General features: G+C 67.1%; 22 protein-coding genes and 1 pseudogene. 8 read left to right on the top strand and 15 right to left on the bottom strand.

Going from position 1 to position 19,313, the window contains the following annotated elements; translation table 11 throughout:
• Positions 1 to 38: 38 nt before the first annotated feature.
• The 5 genes from AC5DRG_RS38330 (at position 39) to AC5DRG_RS38310 (ending at position 4,254) form a co-directional block, all read left to right on the top strand.
• Complete coding sequence (locus tag AC5DRG_RS38330; protein WP_491804338.1) at positions 39 to 728, top strand: immunity 49 family protein; 690 nt, start codon at positions 39 to 41, stop codon at positions 726 to 728.
• Between the two features lie 36 nt (positions 729 to 764).
• Positions 765 to 1,091, top strand: coding sequence for an SUKH-4 family immunity protein (locus AC5DRG_RS38325; RefSeq protein WP_491804337.1), 327 nt, complete (start codon positions 765 to 767; stop codon positions 1,089 to 1,091).
• A gap of 93 nt (positions 1,092 to 1,184) precedes the next feature.
• Positions 1,185 to 3,161 carry an ATP-binding protein gene (locus AC5DRG_RS38320; protein WP_491804335.1) on the top strand — a complete coding sequence of 659 codons (1,977 nt, stop codon included), beginning with the start codon at positions 1,185 to 1,187 and terminating at the stop codon, positions 3,159 to 3,161.
• A 214-nt stretch (positions 3,162 to 3,375) separates the two neighbouring features.
• Positions 3,376 to 3,894 carry a hypothetical protein gene (locus AC5DRG_RS38315; protein WP_491804334.1) on the top strand — a complete coding sequence of 173 codons (519 nt, stop codon included), beginning with the start codon at positions 3,376 to 3,378 and terminating at the stop codon, positions 3,892 to 3,894.
• Between the two features lie 123 nt (positions 3,895 to 4,017).
• Positions 4,018 to 4,254 (top strand): hypothetical protein, encoded by a 237-nt coding sequence (locus tag AC5DRG_RS38310; protein ID WP_491804333.1) that lies wholly within the window; start codon positions 4,018 to 4,020, stop codon positions 4,252 to 4,254.
• A gap of 26 nt (positions 4,255 to 4,280) precedes the next feature.
• Here AC5DRG_RS38310 and AC5DRG_RS38305 read toward each other — a convergent pair whose 3' ends face one another.
• The 9 genes from AC5DRG_RS38305 to AC5DRG_RS38265 form a co-directional block, all read right to left on the bottom strand.
• Positions 4,281 to 4,568, bottom strand: coding sequence for a hypothetical protein (locus tag AC5DRG_RS38305; protein WP_491804332.1), 288 nt, complete (start codon positions 4,566 to 4,568; stop codon positions 4,281 to 4,283).
• Positions 4,569 to 4,590: 22 nt separating this feature from the next.
• Positions 4,591 to 5,724 carry a hypothetical protein gene (locus AC5DRG_RS38300; RefSeq protein WP_491804331.1) on the bottom strand — a complete coding sequence of 378 codons (1,134 nt, stop codon included), beginning with the start codon at positions 5,722 to 5,724 and terminating at the stop codon, positions 4,591 to 4,593.
• A 43-nt stretch (positions 5,725 to 5,767) separates the two neighbouring features.
• Positions 5,768 to 6,211 carry a hypothetical protein gene (locus AC5DRG_RS38295; RefSeq protein WP_491804330.1) on the bottom strand — a complete coding sequence of 148 codons (444 nt, stop codon included), beginning with the start codon at positions 6,209 to 6,211 and terminating at the stop codon, positions 5,768 to 5,770.
• A 92-nt stretch (positions 6,212 to 6,303) separates the two neighbouring features.
• Complete coding sequence (locus AC5DRG_RS38290) at positions 6,304 to 6,801, bottom strand: hypothetical protein (protein WP_491804329.1); 498 nt, start codon at positions 6,799 to 6,801, stop codon at positions 6,304 to 6,306.
• 28 nt (positions 6,802 to 6,829) lie between these two features.
• On the bottom strand, positions 6,830 to 7,300 hold the full coding sequence (locus AC5DRG_RS38285; protein WP_491804328.1) for a hypothetical protein: 471 nt from the start codon (positions 7,298 to 7,300) through the stop codon (positions 6,830 to 6,832).
• Between the two features lie 58 nt (positions 7,301 to 7,358).
• The gene (locus AC5DRG_RS38280) at positions 7,359 to 9,011 is read right to left on the bottom strand and encodes an alpha/beta hydrolase (RefSeq protein ID WP_491804326.1); all 1,653 of its coding nucleotides are present in this window, start codon (positions 9,009 to 9,011) and stop codon (positions 7,359 to 7,361) included.
• Positions 9,012 to 9,191: 180 nt separating this feature from the next.
• Entirely contained in the window at positions 9,192 to 9,581 is a 390-nt protein-coding gene (locus tag AC5DRG_RS38275; protein ID WP_491804325.1) for a hypothetical protein, read from the bottom strand.
• A 94-nt stretch (positions 9,582 to 9,675) separates the two neighbouring features.
• Positions 9,676 to 10,830, bottom strand: coding sequence for a WXG100-like domain-containing protein (locus AC5DRG_RS38270; protein WP_491804323.1), 1,155 nt, complete (start codon positions 10,828 to 10,830; stop codon positions 9,676 to 9,678).
• A 20-nt stretch (positions 10,831 to 10,850) separates the two neighbouring features.
• Entirely contained in the window at positions 10,851 to 11,177 is a 327-nt protein-coding gene (locus AC5DRG_RS38265) for a WXG100 family type VII secretion target (RefSeq protein WP_491804321.1), read from the bottom strand.
• Positions 11,178 to 11,349: 172 nt separating this feature from the next.
• Between AC5DRG_RS38265 and AC5DRG_RS38260 the strand changes: the two genes are divergently transcribed.
• Positions 11,350 to 11,886: a hypothetical protein gene (locus tag AC5DRG_RS38260; RefSeq protein ID WP_491804320.1), complete on the top strand. Its 537-nt coding sequence runs from the start codon at positions 11,350 to 11,352 to the stop codon at positions 11,884 to 11,886.
• 30 nt (positions 11,887 to 11,916) lie between these two features.
• Positions 11,917 to 12,501 carry a hypothetical protein gene (locus AC5DRG_RS38255; protein ID WP_491804319.1) on the top strand — a complete coding sequence of 195 codons (585 nt, stop codon included), beginning with the start codon at positions 11,917 to 11,919 and terminating at the stop codon, positions 12,499 to 12,501.
• Positions 12,502 to 13,112: 611 nt separating this feature from the next.
• Here AC5DRG_RS38255 and AC5DRG_RS38250 read toward each other — a convergent pair.
• The 3 genes from AC5DRG_RS38250 to AC5DRG_RS38240 all read right to left on the bottom strand — a co-directional run bounded on the left by AC5DRG_RS38250 (position 13,113) and on the right by AC5DRG_RS38240 (position 15,790).
• Positions 13,113 to 13,664 carry a hypothetical protein gene (locus AC5DRG_RS38250; RefSeq protein WP_491804318.1) on the bottom strand — a complete coding sequence of 184 codons (552 nt, stop codon included), beginning with the start codon at positions 13,662 to 13,664 and terminating at the stop codon, positions 13,113 to 13,115.
• A 207-nt stretch (positions 13,665 to 13,871) separates the two neighbouring features.
• Positions 13,872 to 15,038 carry a S8 family peptidase gene (locus AC5DRG_RS38245; RefSeq protein WP_491804316.1) on the bottom strand — a complete coding sequence of 389 codons (1,167 nt, stop codon included), beginning with the start codon at positions 15,036 to 15,038 and terminating at the stop codon, positions 13,872 to 13,874.
• A gap of 26 nt (positions 15,039 to 15,064) precedes the next feature.
• A complete protein-coding gene (locus AC5DRG_RS38240; protein ID WP_491804314.1) occupies positions 15,065 to 15,790 on the bottom strand; it encodes a hypothetical protein in 726 nt (241 codons plus the stop codon).
• Between the two features lie 511 nt (positions 15,791 to 16,301).
• Between AC5DRG_RS38240 and AC5DRG_RS38235 the strand changes: the two are divergent.
• Positions 16,302 to 16,484: pseudogene (locus AC5DRG_RS38235) on the top strand (IS110 family transposase); the annotation flags it as partial.
• Positions 16,485 to 16,629: 145 nt separating this feature from the next.
• Here AC5DRG_RS38235 and AC5DRG_RS38230 read toward each other — a convergent pair.
• From AC5DRG_RS38230 to AC5DRG_RS38220, 3 genes are all read right to left on the bottom strand, one after another.
• Positions 16,630 to 17,178, bottom strand: coding sequence for a hypothetical protein (locus tag AC5DRG_RS38230; RefSeq protein WP_491804313.1), 549 nt, complete (start codon positions 17,176 to 17,178; stop codon positions 16,630 to 16,632).
• An 89-nt stretch (positions 17,179 to 17,267) separates the two neighbouring features.
• The gene (locus AC5DRG_RS38225; protein WP_491804312.1) at positions 17,268 to 18,011 is read right to left on the bottom strand and encodes a hypothetical protein; all 744 of its coding nucleotides are present in this window, start codon (positions 18,009 to 18,011) and stop codon (positions 17,268 to 17,270) included.
• Positions 18,008 to 19,312, bottom strand: coding sequence for a hypothetical protein (locus AC5DRG_RS38220; protein ID WP_491804311.1), 1,305 nt, complete (start codon positions 19,310 to 19,312; stop codon positions 18,008 to 18,010). The genes AC5DRG_RS38225 and AC5DRG_RS38220 overlap by 4 nt, the downstream gene beginning before the upstream one ends.
• Position 19,313: the final 1 nt, after the last annotated feature.

The raw sequence follows: 19,313 nt of genomic DNA, 5'->3' as shown, positions 1-19,313 counted from the left end.
TGGCTGACGCCATCATTCTCCTCGGCCTGCGCTCCACCATGGACCCGGATGCCGACAAGCTGGAGACCTGGGAAGCCTGCGTCACCGCCATGCAGGTCGGCTCCGCGCTCTTCGAGTCGGCCCAGGCCACGACAGACACCATCGAGTGCCTCATCGATCACAAGATGCGCACCATCCGTGCCGGCGCACTGCCGCGTGCTCACGCCGGCAACTGGCTCAACGCCTTCTGGCTCGCCTGCGTATGCCGCGAGAAGAAGCGCATGACCAAGCTGTGCCAGTTCCCGGTCTCACAGATGCGGAAAGCCGACGGGGTTTTCGACGAGTACATCTACGACTGGGTGGAAGCGCTGCAGGCGTACTGTCTCAAGCGCCCCGAATTCGGCGACAAACTGGTCGCGGCGGTGGACGGAACAGACCCCGCCGTCCTACGACACGCACCCCGCGACGGCGTCCTCCAAATCATGTATCCGCCCATGAACCTCCTGACCCAACTGGCACGCGGCGACCAGGACAAGTTCAACACCGAACTGGCCAAAGCCGTGGAATGGCACAAGGACTACTGGACCCGCGACGAGGACCGTGCCCTGACCACCCAAGGCCTCATCGCCCTCGGCCCACTGGCCCTCACCTGCCTCGCCGTCCAGGCCGACTTCACCATCACCGTCGAGTCCGAATACCTCCCCAAGCACCTCATCGCCGGCGCGTGGGTCAACGAATTCCCCACGTAGTCCCAGTCGCACACCCCAAACGACGAGAGGCAGCACATGGCTCCGGACGTCCCCGCCCCAGCACCACAAGGTCCACCCACCACCCCGGACCAGGCCATCGAAATCGTCCGGTCCCGCTACGCCCAACCCAAACTCCCCGACGGCACCCCCGCCGAACTCCAAGTCCACGAGTTCGACATCGGCTACCTGGTGTACACGGTCTTCCCGCCCCGCACCGACGCCGCCGGCCGACCGCAGCCCGCCCCGCCCGGCGGAGCCAAGATCGTGGTGTCGAAGGAGACCGGCGAAACCGTCACGGTCCCCAACTACCCGACCGAGCAGGCCATCGCGCTGTACCGGAAGAACCTCACGCGCAACACGTAACGCGCAATACGAAACGGCCGGGCATGCCCACCCCGGGCCACCCCCGCAGCACCGCTCTCTCACCCCCGCCCACCCCAACCAGGACTGGTACCCATGGCCGGCGCACCCGAAGGCTACGCACCGCACCCCTACATAGGTGGACGCGCCGCAGTGCTGCGTGCCCTCGCCGCCTGGCGGGCGGAGCGGCCCGGTACCCCGCGTGTCCTGGTCCTGACGGGAGACCCGGGCAGTGGCCGATCACATCTGATCACCGGGTTCCTGATGCTCTGCGACCCGGAGTACCGCAAGCGACTCCCCCTGGACGACCTCGACCCGTCGACCGTACCGCCGGAGCTGCCCGCGCCACCCGTGCTCGGGGCGGCCGGGATGACCGCGGCCCAGGTCGTCTGGCTTCTCGCCGGTCATCTCGGCCTGGAGGCCGACGCCGTATCGGACGTGTTCCCCGAACTGGCCGCGCTCGCGGGCCCCGTGACGGTGGTCGTGCCGGACGTCGACCGGGCCGGACCGGTACGCACCACGGGCGAACCGGCCCGGCTCACGCGAGAAGTACTCGCCCCTCTCGCCGCCATCGAGACGGTCCGCCTGCTCGCTGAGATGCCCCGCCAACTCGCGGAGGAGTTCGCAGCCGACCTTCCTGTCGGCACCGTGCAGGTCATCGACCTCGATACGCCGGAGTGGGTGGACCCGCAGGGCCTGGTGCGGCAAGCCGAGGCGCTGCTCAACCCCCAACTGGGCGCGCCTGACGTGTCGTTCACCGCCGCCGCTCCGACGAGACGGGCTCTCGCCGAGGCGATCGGACGCCGAGCCGGGACCAATCCGCTCACCGTGGAACTCGCCGTGCAGAGCATCCTGACGAGTCCTGACACCGTCGCCCCGCACGACGAGACCCTCCTGCCCTCGTCCATCGGCCAGGCACTCGACCTGCACGCCCACCGCCTCGCAGCGGACCCGCAGACCCTGCGTCACCTCCTGGCACCCTTGGCCCTCGCGGAGGGCGACGGTCTGCCCGTCGACATCTGGGCACGGCTCGTCAACGCCCTTGCGGGAAAGGACATGAGCGGAGTCGTCGCGGGGAGCAGCGCCCTGATCGAACCGTTCGTCGAGTCGCTTCAGGCGGACGACGACGGCACGCCGCGCACACTCCTCCACTTGCTCCACCCAGCCATCGGCGACGAAATCCGCGCCGGCCTGCCGAACATCCGCGCCGCCCAGACCCAGATCGCGATGACGCTGCTGGAGGCGGTACCGGAACAGGACTGGAGCAAGGCCGACCCCTACGTACGCGACCACATCGCGGGCCACACCCTGGAGGCCGGCCTGCTGCCCCAACTCCTCACGGATCCGGGGCTGTTCGTGCACGCCGATCCGGTACCGCTGCGCGCCGCCATCGAGGCGGTCCCGCCCGAGGAACTCGGCCCGCCGGCCCGTACGTACCTCCGTACGGCCCCCCTGCTGACCCGCACCCAGGCACCCGCCGCACAGCGCGCCGCCCTGCTGGAGACCGCGTTCGTCGAGGACGGCCTGCCCGATTACGCCGACGCCCTACGCCGCCGACTCGGCCTCGACCTGCCCTGGCAGACCCTGTGGAGCCTGCCCGTCCCCGGCATCAGCGCCGTGTCCGCCGGCAGCCTGCCCCAGTCCGACGGGCCGGCCCTGCCCGTGGCCGTTCTCGTGGTGCCCGCGGACACGCCTGGCGCGAGCCCGGTGGGCAAGGCGGGCGAGGAGAACGAGGCGACCCGTTCCGCGGTGCTCGTCCACCGCCTCGTACACCCCGACGACCTCGGCAACTCCACCCCCGGCATCAACCATGAGCAGGTCCTGCGCCCGTCGGCGGAGGAGCGGGCCGCCGCCCCACTGGACCTGACCCGCGGCGCCGACTACCTGCGCGTCTGGAACCGAGCGAACGAGAAGGTCGTAGCCACACTGATCTCCGACACCCCGTTCACCGCCGCCGTCCTCTCCCCCGACGGCATCCTCCTCCTCGCCACCGACCGCGGCGCGAAGGCCCTCCGCATCCTTCCCACAGCGCCCTTCACTCGGCCCACTCCGGCTCCGACAACCCCCTCCTGATCTCACTGATAACTTGCTGCTTCTGCCAGTTCACTACACGGGGGAATCAATGAGCCAGCCGCCGTTCCAACCGCCACCGCCGCCGTCCCAGCCACCGCAGCCGGCGCAGAACCCCTATACCCCCTATAACCCGTACGCCCAGCCCGCCCCACCGCAGCAGCAGCAGCAGGGTTTCGGACCGCCGCCGATCCCGGGGCAACCACCGATGCAACCGATGTACCCGATGCAGCCCGCACCGCCGTTCCAGGCACCCCCCTTCGGACAGCAGCCGAACACACCGGGCGGGCATCCTGTCGGCGCGGTCTTCCTCGGGTTCTTCGCCTCGGTCGTCGTCTCGCTGATCTACAGCGTCCTCAACCTGGCCACGTACAAGGACCAGTCGGAAACCACGGCCCACATCCTCTACGTCGCCCACGCGCTCCTCAACGGAGTGGTCGTCGGCGTTTTGGTCAGCCTGGTGGGCCGCCGTAGCACCGGCGCCCGGATCGGCGCCGCCATCATCGCCCCGCTCGGGGCGTTCTTCGGCTACACGAATTCCATCCCGCTCATCATCGCCGACAGCCAAGGGACGCCTGCCATCGGGGACATGATGGAGGAGGTCCCCTTCCTTCCCGCCAAGACGTGGTGGGGCAGCGAGCCGGACACCGCGCTGATCTCCCTGCTGGGCCTCGTGGTGGCGGCGGCTGCCGCATTGGCGCTCGCCTACGTCGTCGGCAAGCGCCGTCAGGTATGACGGCGGCGAACCCGTCGATCATGCCGATCTGGATGATCTTGTACGTTGCCGCACATGTTGATGAATGACATGGGTGACAACAGCTAGGAGCGACTGGCATCTCGCACTCGGTGGAACGCGGCGATGCTCGTCGGCATCCTCAGCACGATGGCGGCACTGGGGGGCGCCGCGGTGGCGACCATGCCGGGCGTCGGCGGCGCCACGCGTGGGGTGAGCGGGGCTCTGGCTGTCGTCGGCACGGCCGGAGTATGGGCGGCCGTACGCGGTCACCGCAGCCGCAGCCGCAAACTCCTGGTGCTCGCCCTGGTGTGTGCTCTGGGGAGCATCGCGGCACTGGTGGTACTCCGCAGCGCAACCTGAACAGGGCGCGTCACAAGCCGATCGCCCTACGACCCCTCAAGGGACGCCAGCACGAACGTCAACGGCAGTGTGGCGACGGCCAGGGCGAGACCCGTCGCCGCCAGCCCCGTACGGATCTCCCGATGGCCCCGGATCCCTAGGTAGGCGGCGACCAACGGCAGGACGCAGCACAGAAGAAGGCTGAAGCGCCAGCCCTCTTCCTTGATGAAGAAGACCATGGCGGCCAGGCAGACCGGTACCGACCCGACGGTCATGACGCGGGCGCGCGAAAGGAAGAGGTCGAGGCCGTTGACCCCGCCGCCGATGAAACTCATGAAGTGAACCGCCTTCTACCGCTCATACCGCGGCATGGTCGTAGCCGCCGGTGCCCACCTGGGGAAACCCGTCCGCCGCCGAGAACCCGTTGACGGTCGCGGAGATGACCGCGCCGAGCGCGCCCATCGCCGACGCGAACGTGTCGAAGGCCTTGGACGCCTCGGCCCACATCTCCATGAGCCGGATGGCCTCGGCCGCGGCCAGCGCGAACATGGCCGCCGAGGCGATCTGCCCGCCGACGGGGATCGCGTTGACGGCCTGCGCGGCAAGCAGGTTGACCAGCCAGATGACGAGCAGGTCGCAGAACAACACCAGGAACGACTTCAGGAACTCGGCGAACTGGAACGCCATCTGCGCCGCCTGCGCGTAACAGCTCTGCAGGGACTTGAAGGTCTCCTTGATCTCGTCGAGTTTCTTGCTGAACTCGTCGAAGTACACGGTGGCGGCGTTCGCGGCGTTGCCGTCCCAGCTGAGGGAGACGTTCTGGTTGCCCTTGCGCACGTTGGCGGCGACCGCGTCGCAGAACGACGCGAGACTCCCCCATGCGTCGGAGCAGTCGTTGTACGAGTTCCAGTCGCCGAGCACCCAGTTCGTCACGACGGCGAAGGGGTCGAAGTCGAAGAGCAACTTGCACGCCTCGACCGCCATCGCCGAGGGACTGCCCAGGTCGAGGATGGTGCCGAGGGTCTTCTGCACCGGACTCATCTGATACTCGTCCGCGTGGCCCGACGCGTACTTGACGAGGGGGTTGCCGCTGTCCCCGGCCGGCGGCTTCAGCGCATCCGACGCGTCACTGGCGTCGGAGAAGTCCTGCGCATCGCCCTCGGAACCGCCGGCCAGCGCCTTGGAACACGGATAGGTGGCGTCGAGTTTCGCCGCCTCGCCCCGGTCGGTCTCCCGGTAGTACCTGGCCGTGCCCGTCAGTTCCTTCTCGGACGACTCCAGAACGCTCTTGACCTTCTCCAGAGCCTTCTTGGCCTCGCTCACGTACTGGTCGTGATCACCCGCGACGAGATCCCAGGCGTCTCCGCCCAGCGACTTCTCGATCTGCGTATGGCTGCCTGCGTACGCGACGGCCTGCGCGCCGCCGTCCACGGCACGCCCCACCAGCTTCGAGAAGCCGTCGATCGCACCGGGCTCTACCCGAAAGTTCACGTCTCCCCCATTACTCGCATCAGCTACGGCAACTCAGCACAGGTCAGTACAGGGACCAGCCGCGACCGTCGTGACGCGACTTCGTACCGGAACGGTTCTCGGACTCCGTACGCCGCTCGTCATCGAGCTGCCGCCGCTCCTCCGCAAGCCGGCGCTCGCCCTCCGCGGCGAGCGCCTCACGCTCGCTGTCGGACATGGAGGCCCATTTCTCGGCGAGCGGAGCCGCCTGCTCCACGGCCTGCTCGGCATACGCCGACACATCGGCCGCCTCCCGCAACCCCATACGCCCGGAGAGGACCTCCTGAGCCATCTCCTTGAGCGCGTCGCCGCCAAGCCCCGAGGCGAGATGCTCCAGGGACTGCCGCAGGATCCTGGCCTGGACGGCGTCCTGCTGGGTCATCTCCAGGAACTCGGAGTCGTCCACGCGCTTGCCGGAACGGTCGGGGCTGTCTGGACTATCGGAGGCGCTGTCCAAGGGGTACCTCATCGGGAGGGAGGGTCGGCGGTCTCGACCGGCGTGAACATACCAACGCAACTGCGAACACTTCAACACACGGCCACCGCAGAAGCCTCGCCTGCTCAGCCGAAGTCGTTCGTGCCGGGTGTGGGGCGGGTGCCGACTGTATCGGCGTACGTCGGCATATTGGTGCCGTACGAAGTGCGCGGGTCCGGTGATCCGGCGCCGGAGGAGCGGCCGCCGGGGTCGAAGCCCGGGGCGGCGCTCGGGCGCAGCACCGCGGGCATCTTGCCGGGCGTGGCCTGCGTCGCCGTATCAGCACCGGTCTTCTCGAAGTCCTGGGAGACCCGCTCGTCGTTCCACTCATGGCCGTCCGCGGACGACCTCAGGTTGTCGCCGCCTGCCTGGACGCGGGCGTGCAGACCGTCGAGCGCGGGCTTCCAGCTGGTGGCGATCTCCGTCAGGGCTGGGCCGATCGACCAGCCGGTGAGCGAGCCGGCCGCGGTCCCGGACTCCTTGACGGCCTTGTCGGCGGGGCCCTTCATGGTGCGGGCGATGTCGTCGCAGGCTCCGGCGGAGGCGCGGAGTTCGGCCGGGTCGACGTCGGTGCGCTGGGACACGTCCGGTTCCTCTCGGGGGTTCAGGCGCTCAGAACTGCTGCTGCTCGACGCCGGGCGGGAGCATGCAGGGGGTGCGGATGGCGAAGGAGAGGCGCTGGGGCTTGGTCTTGCCGGAACCGACGGTGTCGGCCTCCACGCTGTAGTTGTTCTTCTTGTTGCGGGCGCTGAAGATGGCTGACGCATAGGCGTTCTTGAACTCCCGGTACGAGGTCACCTCGTAGCCCTGCTTGGGGAGTTCGCTGCGGAGCTCGCGCACGATGCGGGTGTGCTCCGTGACGGGGGCCGGAGAGTAGACGTAGTAGAAGAGGCTGTACCGGCCGTCCTCGGCGACCTCGTCGTTCTCCCCGACGCAGGCCTCGAAGTTCACCTTGGCCGTCGAGGGGATGAGCTCGACATCGGTGAGCCGGGCCATGTACGCGGTGTAGTCCTCGGCCCATTTCACCGCGGCGTCCTTGTCCATGCGGGGCAACGGGGCGTTCGGGTCGGCGCTCTGGGACATACAGCCTCCAGTCGAGAGCAGGGCTGCCGAGACAGCAAGTACCGTGCGGAGAAGGGGCCTACAGGCCGGGGACGATGTAACCCTCCGGCGGCAGGTCGCCGCCCTCCTTCGGAGCCTCGCTGGGCTGCTTGCCCGCGATGACCGCTCCCTGGTTCTTGAGGGAATCGCTGCCCGTGTCCCAATAGCCGCTGTGGCCATGGGTGTCGACCTCGAAGTTGTTGCCACCAAAGCCTCCAAGCGTCGGGTCAGCGCCAAGGGTGTAACCGGAGGTGTTGTTGGCGACGCCGTCGTCCTCCGCGGTGCCGATCCACACGTGCTCCGGATCCATCTGCAGATCCTGCGCTCTGTCCACGGTCATCCCCGGACTGCCGACCACCACGACGTCGTCCGCCCCCAGGCCGGGGCCTCCTGAGGCGGCGGCACCGACCACCGTCGAGCCGTAGCTGTGGCCCATGACGGTGGTGTGGCTCGGCGACCCGTCGTGCGAGGCGTGCGTGCCCGCCACGAACTGACGCAGGTCCGGTGCGGCGTCCTCGGCCCGGCCGGTCCCGCCGACGCTGTTGAAGTCTGTCGTGGAAGCCTCGGGAGCGTCGTAGCCGAGCCAGGTGACCATCGCCACGCTTTCGCCGTCGGACTGCCGCTCCGCCGCCGACTGCAATCTGTCGATGCGTTCGAGCTGTCCGGGTACGGCGTCCATGTTCGTGTTGGTGCCCGGCACCAGGATCCCGGTGTGCGCGGCGGTGTCCGGGTTGCCCATGGCGATGATGGCCCGCCCGTCGTCCTTGGAGTCGTAGCCGAGGAGGTACAGCTCCTTGCCCTTGGGCGCACTGTCCGCCGCTTCGAGCCGGTCGTTGAGCAACTGGGCGTTGTTCAGGCGCCTGTTGACCGTCTCGTCGCTCTCGCCCGGGAACCCTTCGTCGTAGTTGCCCTCCTGGAGCAGATTGAGCTCCTGGGCGAGGGCCGTGCGATTGGCGTCGTCGCGTACGTCCGTGGGCAGACCGTCGGTCGCGCCGATCTCCTTCGGATAGAGCGTCGTGTAGGACTGACGCTCCTCGGGGCTGAGCGCCTTCCACCACTCGGCGGCGGCCTGGGGGTCGTCCTCGGGGATCTGCGGAGCCTGGACGCCCACGGCCTTCATCGCGTTCGTGACGTCCTGGGCGGACTCCGCCGCCGCGTCATGGCTGAACGGGTCGGTGAGGATGTCGCCGTTCAGCTCCGCGAGGGCTTTCGATCCGTCACCGCTTGCCTTGTGGGCTGCGGTCAGGGCCGCGTCGATGGCCGCGCGGTGCTCCGCGCGCAGGGTGCCGCGCTCCTCGGCCACCACCTGGTTGGCGCGGGGAAGGTCCGCGAGCACCGGGTCGCTGATCGAGCCGTCGCCGTCGACCTCAAGGCCGTCCTCCTCCGCACGCCGTACCGCGTTGCGGAGGTCTGTCTGGGCTTGCTCCATCCAGAACTTGGTGGTGTCCAGAACCTCGGCGACGGCCATGGCCTCGGTCTCGACCACACCGATCCGCGACTCGACGTCCTCCAGGTAGAAGAGGGCCGCGTCGGCGTCGTCGCCCTTCCAGGACGCGTGCAACGGCCCGGTGACCTGCCGACGGTGACGGTCCGTCAAGGTGTCCATGATGGTGGACAGTTCACGCCATGTCTTGGCCGCGGCTTCCAGGTCGGAGAAGTCCTGCTTCATCAGCCGGGAGAAGTCAGAAGCCATGTCGGCTCCCACGCCCGCGTCGGCTCCTGCTCGACCGGCCCAACTGCCCTTCAGTGCATGGCGAGTCCACCCAAGTGGACATAAGGCAACCCCCGTTGCTCCTGCTCACTCATGATTCCGAGGCGTTCACCCTAACCGACGTGTCCCTGCCAGAAACAAGCCCCAACGGGTCCCCAGGCCTCAGCGCTGAGCCGGCCGCTCTCCCCGCCCGGAACCATGCACCGGCGCGTCCCGTTCGGCACGTTCACGGTCCAACTCGGCCTGCTGCCGCGCGTCCCACTCCGTGAACGGGGCCTTGGACTGCTGGCGTTCCGCGTACGTCTGCTCGTCGGCCGCCCGGCGGATCTCGTGCATCCGCTGGAACACGGCCTCAGTGTAACGAGGGTCCTGGAAGGCGTCCTTGACGTCGACGCGCCCGCTCAGCACCGAACTCGCCATGTCACGCAGGCTCGGGTCGAGCGATGTCGCGTCGGCGATGGTGCGCAGGGAGCGGCGCAGCCGTAGGGCCTGTTCGGGGTCCTGGGCGATCCCCATGAGTTCCTCGTCCTGGATCTCCCGGTCCGCGGTCATGGGTGCGGTACGTCCTTCCTGTCGGCGGTGAGGGTGATGGTGACGTCGGAGCGGTATAGGAGGACGGGGAGGTCGGCGGAACGGAGCGGTGATGTCACCCGAACTCGCTTCGCGCCCAGTCCTGCGCGGCCCCGGTGCTGTCCGAGGCGCCGGAGTTCGCCGAGGAGGAGGAAGTGGCCGTCGCCGTGGCCCTGTTGGCGGCCTGCGTGGTACCCGAGGAGCCGCCGGCGCTCCCCGCGGCGGTGGTGTCCCTAGCCCCGTCGTCCGCCTGCGTGGCGTGGGAACCCTGCCCGGACAACGCGTCGACGCCCTGCTGCACGCGGTCCCCGACCGCCCCGGTCGCCTTGTCCGTCGCGGCGCCCACGGCGTTGTCCACGTGCCCCTGTACGTCCGTGTAGCCGGCGAGGGTCGAACCCTCGCCCCCGGTGACCTCGTTCTTGAGGCCGTCCACGTACTCGCCGGCCGCCGTCTTGGCGACGTCCGCCGTCTCCCCGAGGTCGATGCCGGACCGCGCGTCGAAGTAGGTCTCGATGCCTTGCTGGCCGAGGTTCTGCGCCATGCCTACGGCGGCCTCGGTGGCCTTCTCCTTGGCGGCGTCGACCACCTTCTCCTGGACGAACTGCTTGGCCTCGTCCTTGATCTTGTCCTTGGCGTACTGCTTGACCTTCTCCTTGGTGACCTTTTCGAGCTGCTCCTTGGCGATCTTCTTGATCGCGTCCATGGTGGCGTGCTCCATGCCCTTGGTGACCGCCTCCATGACCTCCTTCTCGAGCCTGTCAAGGAGCTCCCGGACGATCAGCCGCGTGGCCTGTGTCGCACCCAGCCCGCCGATCTCGGACAGTCCGAAGGTGAAGGGAGCCGCCGCCTGCGCGGCGATGATCTCGATGGCCAGGGCGATGAGTTGGGCGATCACGGCCAGCTTCGCCGTGAGGACTGCCACCGCGGCCGCATCGAAGGCGAAGGCGATCACCTCGCACGCGGTCTTCGCGTCCGGGAGGTAACTGTCCTCGCCGTTCGCGCCGGTGTAGGCACCCCAGGCCTTGCTGAAGCCGTCGACGGCCTCGCCGGTGTTGTACGAGACGACGGCGCCGGCGAGGCGTTCGCCCATCACCTGGATCTCTTCGAGTTCCGCACCGAAACTCCGCCAGGCTTCGGCGACCTCGTGCAGTGCTTCTTCGTCGACCTCGGGCCAGGTGTAGCCGAGAAGGTCGAGCACCCAGACCAGTTCACTGGGCAGTGTGAGCGACATACCAATAGCCCCGTATTTGATTAAAGGTGACCCGTGAGTCCGTTCATCAGACCGCTGTTCGACGCGTCCGACGCGTCGTAGTTACCCGCCATGTCCTGCAGGTTGTGCCCGATCTGCTGGAGCCGTTCCGCGAGGCTGTCCATCGACGTGAAGATTCCGTCGCGAATCGGTGTGTAGACCTGCCCGAAGATCTCCCCGAAATCCGCCTCGGCCCACGGCTCCCCCAACCCTTCGAGGGTGCTCTGAAGCCGCTTGGCGGCGCTTGAGAAGTCGCCCCCGAGGTCAGCGAAGTTCTGCCCCTGTTGCCGGAGTACAGCCGTCTCCACATTAAAGATGTCGTACGTCATCGCGCTCCCCCGAACTCCCTTTGCTGCCGCTCATATTGGACGACAGATCGATACCTTAGACTCCTCGCGCAAGACCCAGCGAGCCCGAAAGTCAAGAGATCGTCAAGTAGCGGGGGGATAGTCAACAGTGGTGACAACACAACCGAGTTACCGCAGTACAGGGACCCTGTGGATGGGAAGGCTCGTCGGACTGGGACTACTCCTGGTCGCCGCAGTCGTGGCCGTGGTGACCATTCCCGAACTGCGCAGCGAACTGGCCGGAGAAGGCACGGACGGAACCCTCACCGTTTCTTCATGCGAAACGCACACGAAGACCCACTACGGCACGCGGAAACGTTCCACAGAACTCAAGTTCAGCTGCACCGGAAGCTGGACCGCACAAGACGACGGGACGACTTACCAAGACGTGGTGGTGGCCACGTCATCGCGTTTCGAAACAGGATCCAAAATCCCGGTTGTGCAAGTGGACGACACCTTCGAACAACCGCAGGACCGGGACCCCGGCGACGACGCCGCGATTCTCGCGATCTGCCTCGCCCTACTGGCATTCGGCACCTACTGCCTACTCACCGGCTTCGGCAGCCGCAACGGCCCCGGCTTCACAGCCTCCTGGCAGACCCTGCCGGCCCGAACCATCACCGGCCCCTTGCTGGGCGGCCTTTGCGCCCTGGGTGTCCTGGCAGCACTCGTCTGCGCGCTGGTCCTGTGACGTCCGTATCCCCATTCTGAGGAACCCCCAATGACCCAAGTACAAGGGAACGCCGCGCCGAACACCGCGACACCGGGTGAGCGGGCAAACCTCGGCCGCCTCATCGGCGCGGGCCTGATCCTCGTAGGCCTCGTCCTCCTGGCCCTCGGCGCCTACCTGGGCCCCTACACGTACTCCACATCCACACCGGGCAAGCTCACGGTCGACACCTGCACCGTCGACTACAAATACCGGTCGAACTCGTCGAGCGGCTCACGAAAGAAGACCAAGACCAGGTACTGCTACGGCACCTTCACCTCCAACGACGGCACTGTGAAGGACCTCAACGCGGAGCTGAGGAGCGATGCGCTGCATGCGCGGGGGTATGTCATGGAGGCTCGGAAGACCGGCGATACCTCCTACGCGCAGGATGACGGCTGGGTCGGGGCCATCGCGCTCGGCTTCGCGTGGTGGTTCGGCGCGCTGATCCCCCTCGCCATCGGCTTCTTCGGGGTCGCGACTGGCTTCTCCTCCGGACGGGCGCCGAGCACGCGGTTGTTCCGGACGTGCCTCGTGCTGGTCTTGGTGGGGGTGGTCGGGCTTGTGATCAGCTTGTTGGTGGGGTTCTTCGCTTGAGGGTGGCCTCGGCGTGCCCTCGGGGAAACGGGGCCGCCGGGGCCGCGGTGTTCGCCAACTCTTTGCCTGGCCGAGTGCTTTCACAGGACGATCTGTCCGAGGCTTGGTCCGCGCGCGACTCATTCCCGGGGGCCCTGGGGAGGAACTCCAGGCGGAGATGGCCGAGTTGAAGCTCCCAGTTCTCGAACCCCGGCAACCGGTCCTCCCGCAGGCAAGCGGATGTGGTCCCGCCAGCCTCACAGCTTGCCTAAGACCAGGCTGCGCCCGGTCCAGCCCGACTTGAGGACGGCGTTCTGCAGGGGGTTGCGCAGCCCTGAGCTGTCGAATGCGCATTCGATTGCGGATGACGTACGGAGCATGGGGCCGATTGACGCCGAGCAGGGCTGTCAGCACCTCCTCGGCCGAGCGCGGCACGACACCATCGTCGGGGCGCTGGTTCTGGTCAGCTTGTCGAGGAGTCCCATGAAGTCAACCTCCGAGGGGCGGGTTGTCGCCACCAGAAACGCCAAGCCATGCCGCCCGCGAACTGCAGTTACTCCTCATGATCTGGACGGCGTCTGCCCCATCTGTCACCTCAACAGGGTCAGAACCGATATCAGTCCGACCAAGCCCTACTGGGAAGTGATCGACTCCACGAGGTTGGCGACCCAGCCCAGGACGCCCACAACGACGCAGACGAAGACACCGACGCCCACCCACCCGGCCACCTTCTCGCGCCGCGAAGGCTCCCGGCTTCGCTTCGGCTTGTCCGACTCGGGCGGCCTGATTACCAGGTACGCGAGCCAGCCGAGGCCGGCCACAGCAAACCCGACCTGCCACAACTCACCCACGACGCCCCGGATCCCGGCCCGCTGAACCGTCTGCGACTCGAGCCCCTGCCGCGCGTCGAACTCGGTGCCGTTCGGGTAGTCGTGCCCGGTGTCCTCGAGGTGCACATAGACGGCGTCGGCGTCGGTCCCACCGTCCGGAGTGAAGTCTCCGTAGCAGGAAATATCGGAGCCCTTACGGGTGTCCCTGAAGTCGTAGCAGCTCTCCACCTTGTACGTGCCCGGGGTGCCGTAGGCGCCTGCGGAAAGGGCGAGGTCGACCGTCGCGGTGACGGCCCAGAAGGCGGCGACGAACGCGGCGAGGCCGCCGCAGATCCAGAGGATCACCCGGGTCACGGGGCCTTGGGTGCGAGAGTCGGTGCGGGAGTCGGCCATGCGGAGCTAGATGATCCTTTGTGTGAGGCCAGCGGCCTGAGCCCGGTTGACGCGGTCGGGGCCAGTTCGGCTGGCGAAGCTCCTCTCTCCGATGGCTCGGCCTCAACCCGCCGCCGCCCAGGGGAGCTTCACCGTCGCCCATGGGCTCCCAACAACCCACCACCGAAATCAGGTCTGGAAATAACCTGGCGGTGGTGCCATGACCGTCTCGCCGGCACTGGCACCGGCCCTGCGACGGCCCATCAGCACCAGAAGCAGCCCGCCGATCACCATCAGCAACCCCACGCCGACGGCGCCCAAGCCGGTCAGCCACAGCTCCGGCTCCATGGCAGGGTGCTTGGTCTTCGAGGTGCCCACGGGGGAAGCGAAGTGCTCCTTGCCCTCGTATTTCACCGGCACTGTCTTGTCGTCCGGCGGCGAGGTCGCGGCCTTGACGGCTGCCGCTGCGTCGATCTGCCCGTACCCGAGGAAAGCGTTCCACCCACCCTGCGGATGGCGAGCGGTGCCGGTGAGGATCGCGCGCGTCTGGGCAGGGGTGAGCTTGGGGTTGTGGGAGAGCATCAGCGCCACGACGCCTGACGCGAGCGCCGTCGCCGGAGACGTACCCTGCACCGCCTCGAAGCCACCCGTGTTCTTCGCGCTGGTGATGCCCACGCCGGGGGCGGCCACTTCGTTGTACGTGTGAACGGTCGAGAAATCGGCGCGCCCCCCGCTCTGCTTCGTCGCGGCCACTGCAATGGCGCCGGCGTAACCAGGTGGGAAAGCGGTCTCGTTGAGCTCGTCCCCACTGTTGCCGGCCGCCGCGAGTACCGTCACCCCGTGACTCAGGGCATAGCCGATGGCGGCAACGTCCTCCTCGTTCGCGAAGTTACCGACCGCGCCGGTTCCGAGTGACATCGAGATCACATCGGCACCGTGATCCACCGCGTAGTAGATACCGTTCGGGACCGAACCCACGCCGCTCTGCCGTTCGACGCTTCCGTCGTCAGACTGATGCTCGTCGTCAATGACCCTCACCGAAAGGATCTTGGCCTTGGGTGCGACCTTGAGTACGTCCGACGCCATGGCGGTGCCGTGCCCACCCCACTCGGGGCTCTGCGAGTCAAGTCCGTCCTGGAGATAGTCAGGACCGGTGGTCACTCGTCCCTTGACCGCGGGGTGGTCCGGCACCACTCCACTGTCCAGAACGGCCACGGTGACACCTTCACCCTGGCTGAGCTGTTGCGCTGACGAAAGGCCGAGGGCATTGCCCTCCCACCCCACGGGAGTGGAGGTGGCGGCGTGTGCGGGGGCCATCGGCAGTACACAGATGAGACCGGTCAGCGCAGCACCCACGACGGCCGTCCGCCTACGTCGGTTGGTCACCACTGCGAACCCCCGAGCTGGAGGTCACCCATGTGCAGTTCGAACATCCTGACCAGGATTTCCGCCTCGGCGAACCGGGACTCCCGGTCAGCCATGATCTCAGCGTAGTCTTCCGCCCATTCACCCGGCAGATTGCCCGCGAGCCGCCCATCGACCGCACCCGTGGTGGCAGCGACGGCATACGGGAGATGCTCGCCGCTGGTTGATGTCAGCGCCGACCCGTTACGGTCGAGCTTCTTCCACTCGGCGGCCAGAGTGCCCGGCACTTCCAAGGGGGCCACTGCTCCCTCGTTCTCCATGCCCTCGTAGGCCTCAGCAAGTTCCTGCTTCTTCGATACATCTCCAGGCAGCACAATGAGTGCGACCGTTGCGACCATGTCCCCGGTAGGGTCGACGTAGGTGGCGCGCAGCACGGCCTTGCACCCGACTTTCTCTGCCTGCGCCAGCGTCTTCGCCGTCAGTCCCTTGTTGCAGGCGGTCTCAGGGGAGATCCCGAGCCGACGCCAGTACGCGTACTTGGGATTGGCGAGATCCCCGAGCCGACCGTCACGGCCGCCGATGGTGTCCGGAAAGATGCTGTCCGCGGCTTCGTCGGACCAGATCGCCTCTCCGTACTCGGGGTTGGCGATCGTCTGCCGGCTATTGCTGTAAGCGTGCGCAGCGAGCGCCCCTCCTCCCAGGAGTGCGAGGGCACCGAAGAGGCCAAGGATCGAACCGATCACGGTACGAGCAGTGCGCCCACCCCCGCCTGGCGCACCGGGAGGAACAGGGGGAACCATCGGCTGCGCCCCCGGAGGCGCCGACGGCCATTGGCCCGACCCCTGCCACTGTTGTTGCTGCCATCCACCTTGCTGGGGCGGTTGCCCATACGGGTTGGCGCTGCCCGGGCCTCCAGGCGGCGTCGGATAGGACATGGGTTCCTCACACACATTTCTGCTGGTGAGGGGGCATGATGCGCGGCTTGATCACGTGCAACAAAGGTCCGTCATCTCGGCTGACCTGCAACCGAGTTACGCGTGCTGGCTCAGCAGAGTGCAACTGCAGCATCGCGAGTACATCTTCCCCCGTAAGTCACAGGCCACTTTACGACGTTCACTGACTCGGTGGCGCACACTTCTCGTGGGGCTTCTATGCACAATCTGTGATCAACGCGGGCAGCCGTACTCCGCTCCGAGCTGCGCGTGGTGCAAACGGATGGGCAGCCAGGAGATCAACACACGGTCACCTTCACAACAAATCCACCCGCATCTGGAACGGGTCCTGGGCCCGCGCATGCAACACCCGGCCGTGCTCAGACTGCTGGACCTGTTCGGTTCGCCGACCCAGATCCGCAAAGCCGGACGCAACCGACGGCTCACCGCACTGATCCGTCCGAAGGCCCCCAGGATGGCTGAGCGGCTGATCAACGACCTCTTTCAAATCGGTTCATGTCGACTTGAGAGAGCGTCACATATGGACGCATGCCGCTGGGGCGTACGAGGGCACACAGTATGCAATCGAACAGCGACATCACCCGTCATGACCACTCCCCGTGATCTACAACAGATCCTGTCGGACTGAGTCAGTCGGCGACCCGCGCACCGATGGCCCGGGCGCGACGGCGGGCTTCGGGGCTGATGCCTTTACGGCGGGGTGAGGTATTGAGGTTGTAGGCGGTGGGCTGGGCCACGTAACTCAGCGTCTGCGGGCCCGGCTTGGCGACTACACAGGCGAAGCGAGGGTCGCCCGCATACCAGAGCTCGTCGTGGAACCCCTTGCGCGCGGCACGGTCCCAGATCCTGAAAAAGCCGCCATGCTCTTCAGGTGATTCTGTCTTCTCCGGCCGGTCCGGATTCGGCAGTACGAACACAGCCCTCGCACCCTTGGGCCATCGCTGGACAGCCCGGACACCCTCGGGCTGCTGCCGCCAGGGATAGACCTTGAGGATGCGGTACATACGCCAGAGTTTGAACAGTCCGTACAACTGAGCACACACAAGGTACGCGAGCACTGCCAACGGCAGAGCGGCCAGGACTGCCACAGCTCCCCAGGAAAGCTGGATCACCACCCCGTACAACCAAGCCAGCCACACCACGATCCAGCCGAGCATCTTGCCCAGGAGCCGTGCCATCCAACGACACAGAGCAGCGGGGGTGCCGGGGGTTTCCCATGCGACAGGGCCGTCGAAGCCCCCTGGGTTCTTACTCAGACTCATATGGATCATCCAAAGTCGGCGGCAATGTCGTCCTTGATGGTGCTGGCGCCGTGGGCCCCTTCACGTTGTGCGGCGCGTTCGATCTCCGCCAGAGGATCGTGGAACGACACGGTGTACGCGATGCATTCCATCAAGTCGCGGTAGTGCTTGCGCGAACTCACGGCCACGGTGCTCATCGTCAGGACGGCTAGCTGAACGCCCGACGGAGCCGGAATGTACAGGTTGCACTGGTAGAGCTCCTGCCCAGCCATGCCAGCTACGGCGGGCACGGTGACGAGAGTGTCGGACACCGAAGCGGGCTGGCCGCCCGGCAACGTCAAGAGACCCACGTTCTGCGGGGATTCGAGCAGCGAGACGGCCCGGACAGCCGTGAGCTTGGGCGGGGCCCATTCGATGTTCCGCAGCGCCACCGTGACGACCGAGCCTGCGGAAGAGCCATCATCGGCGTAGTGCATACCGAGCGCGCAGCCGATGATGCCCTCGCTGTGCATATGCCGCACCATGTACCGCACATCACGGACCGTACCGGCGAAGCGGTCGTGTTCCGCTTCTGGGGCGCAGTCGGCGACAAGAACCATGAGGTGTTCGAGACGTGCCTCGTGCTCCGATCCGGGTTCGGCATCGAGGGCGTCCAGCGGGACGTCGAAGTAGCCGCCGGGCAGCGCGTACCAGATCTTGGAACTCGGGTCGCGGGCCGAATCGTCGATGAGCAGCCGCAGCGGAGGCACGGCGGACTCCTGCTCGGTCATGTCACCACCCGCAAGGTACCCACGATGGTCGAGATGGCCCCGGGGCCATCGAACAGGCCTGCACGAGCACCGTCGACCGATGTGCTCGTGTTGCCGCCCGCATCGCCGTCCAGAGCGTCGATGTTGTCGGCGGCGAGTCCGAACCCGGAGGTGATAACACCGGCCACGGGCGAGATGTAGTCCATCCCCGCCCTGACCGCCTGACTGCCTCCGGCGGCGTGAGCCACCCAGTCACCGACGGGATTGTAAGCACCCGCAGTCGAGATCCGAGTGGCGGCGGTGACCGTGTTGTCACCGAACTGCTTGAAGAACTGCATCGCTCCGGCCGCGGCTTCGCCCCCGTGGAAGGCCGACCTGATGGCCCCGTTGGCTCCGCGTGTCACAGCCCCGAGTCCCGGCACCGCCCCCGCCGCGTCGCCGACGAGGCCCACGGAGTTCTCCCAGAAGTCCGCGTCGAACTCGCCCTTCGAAATGCCGTCCCAGAGTGAGGCCCTGACCTGCGGATCGGCGACACGGGTGGCCGCAGTCGCAAGACTGGCACCAGCGGCGACCAGCAGCATCGCAATCCCGAACGGCCCCGTGCACAACAGCGCGAGCAACCCCGCCACAGCCGCCAACACACTAAGAATGTTGGTGAGGTTGTCCTCAATCCAGCCGAGCGCCTTGCTCAGCCACCCCGGTTCCTCGGGCGCCAGATCCTTCGTGGCGTCCTTCAGCTTCCTCGCAAGGTCCCGCGCCTCCGCCTCGTGCGTGCCCTCCAGCTCCCGCGCCTTCCGCATCACGTCGTCGAGGGCGCCCTGCGCCTTGTTGACGGCGGTGACAGCGTCGTTGAGCCGGGCGTTGGCCGCGTTCAGGCGAGTTTGGGCGGCCTGCAGCTCGGGACCCTCGGCGAACGTCTTGCCCGCAAGCTTCAGATCGGGGTTCTGCTTGGCCGTCTCGTACCGTGAGTCAGCCGTCTTCAGGTCGCCCTTGTGGTCGCCGGCTTCGACGTCGTACTTGTGCGCCAGCTCCATGCGGCTGGTCAGACCGCCGTGCCACGTACCGAGGTGACCGGCGGCCAGCGTCAGCGACTTGTGGGCGTCCTTCATGTACTTCGGCAGGTCGCCGTCGAGGGCCTCGCGGAAGCCCACGGCGGCGTCGCCCTCCCAGAAGCTGGACTCGCCGAGCAGTTTGTCGATCTTCTGGTACGCGGTCTGCAGCGCGTTCGCCGAATTGACCAGCTGGGTACGGAGCTTCTCGACTTCACCCGGCTGTCCCGGCACGGGATTCCAGCCGAGGTACACATACGGATTCTGTGCCACC

This window comes from Streptomyces sp. JLBG701, from assembly GCF_058544905.1.
The sequence above is the reverse complement of the archived record's forward strand: the minus strand, read 5'-3'. Positions and strand labels throughout refer to the sequence as shown.

What these genes read in the sequence shown, in the direction of transcription:
- AC5DRG_RS38330 (WP_491804338.1), top strand. Translation starts at nt 39, where the DNA reads ATGGACCCGGATGCCGACAAGCTGGAGACCTGGGAAGCCTGCGTCACC.
- AC5DRG_RS38325 (WP_491804337.1), top strand. Translation starts at nt 765, where the DNA reads ATGGCTCCGGACGTCCCCGCCCCAGCACCACAAGGTCCACCCACCACC.
- AC5DRG_RS38320 (WP_491804335.1), top strand. Translation starts at nt 1,185, where the DNA reads ATGGCCGGCGCACCCGAAGGCTACGCACCGCACCCCTACATAGGTGGA.
- AC5DRG_RS38315 (WP_491804334.1), top strand. Translation starts at nt 3,376, where the DNA reads ATGTACCCGATGCAGCCCGCACCGCCGTTCCAGGCACCCCCCTTCGGA.
- AC5DRG_RS38310 (WP_491804333.1), top strand. Translation starts at nt 4,018, where the DNA reads ATGCTCGTCGGCATCCTCAGCACGATGGCGGCACTGGGGGGCGCCGCG.
- AC5DRG_RS38305 (WP_491804332.1), bottom strand. Translation starts at nt 4,568, where the DNA reads ATGAGTTTCATCGGCGGCGGGGTCAACGGCCTCGACCTCTTCCTTTCG.
- AC5DRG_RS38295 (WP_491804330.1), bottom strand. Translation starts at nt 6,211, where the DNA reads ATGAGGTACCCCTTGGACAGCGCCTCCGATAGTCCAGACAGCCCCGAC.
- AC5DRG_RS38285 (WP_491804328.1), bottom strand. Translation starts at nt 7,300, where the DNA reads ATGTCCCAGAGCGCCGACCCGAACGCCCCGTTGCCCCGCATGGACAAG.
- AC5DRG_RS38280 (WP_491804326.1), bottom strand. Translation starts at nt 9,011, where the DNA reads ATGGCTTCTGACTTCTCCCGGCTGATGAAGCAGGACTTCTCCGACCTG.
- AC5DRG_RS38275 (WP_491804325.1), bottom strand. Translation starts at nt 9,581, where the DNA reads ATGACCGCGGACCGGGAGATCCAGGACGAGGAACTCATGGGGATCGCC.
- AC5DRG_RS38270 (WP_491804323.1), bottom strand. Translation starts at nt 10,830, where the DNA reads ATGTCGCTCACACTGCCCAGTGAACTGGTCTGGGTGCTCGACCTTCTC.
- AC5DRG_RS38265 (WP_491804321.1), bottom strand. Translation starts at nt 11,177, where the DNA reads ATGACGTACGACATCTTTAATGTGGAGACGGCTGTACTCCGGCAACAG.
- AC5DRG_RS38260 (WP_491804320.1), top strand. Translation starts at nt 11,350, where the DNA reads ATGGGAAGGCTCGTCGGACTGGGACTACTCCTGGTCGCCGCAGTCGTG.
- AC5DRG_RS38255 (WP_491804319.1), top strand. Translation starts at nt 11,917, where the DNA reads ATGACCCAAGTACAAGGGAACGCCGCGCCGAACACCGCGACACCGGGT.
- AC5DRG_RS38230 (WP_491804313.1), bottom strand. Translation starts at nt 17,178, where the DNA reads ATGGCACGGCTCCTGGGCAAGATGCTCGGCTGGATCGTGGTGTGGCTG.
- AC5DRG_RS38225 (WP_491804312.1), bottom strand. Translation starts at nt 18,011, where the DNA reads ATGACCGAGCAGGAGTCCGCCGTGCCTCCGCTGCGGCTGCTCATCGAC.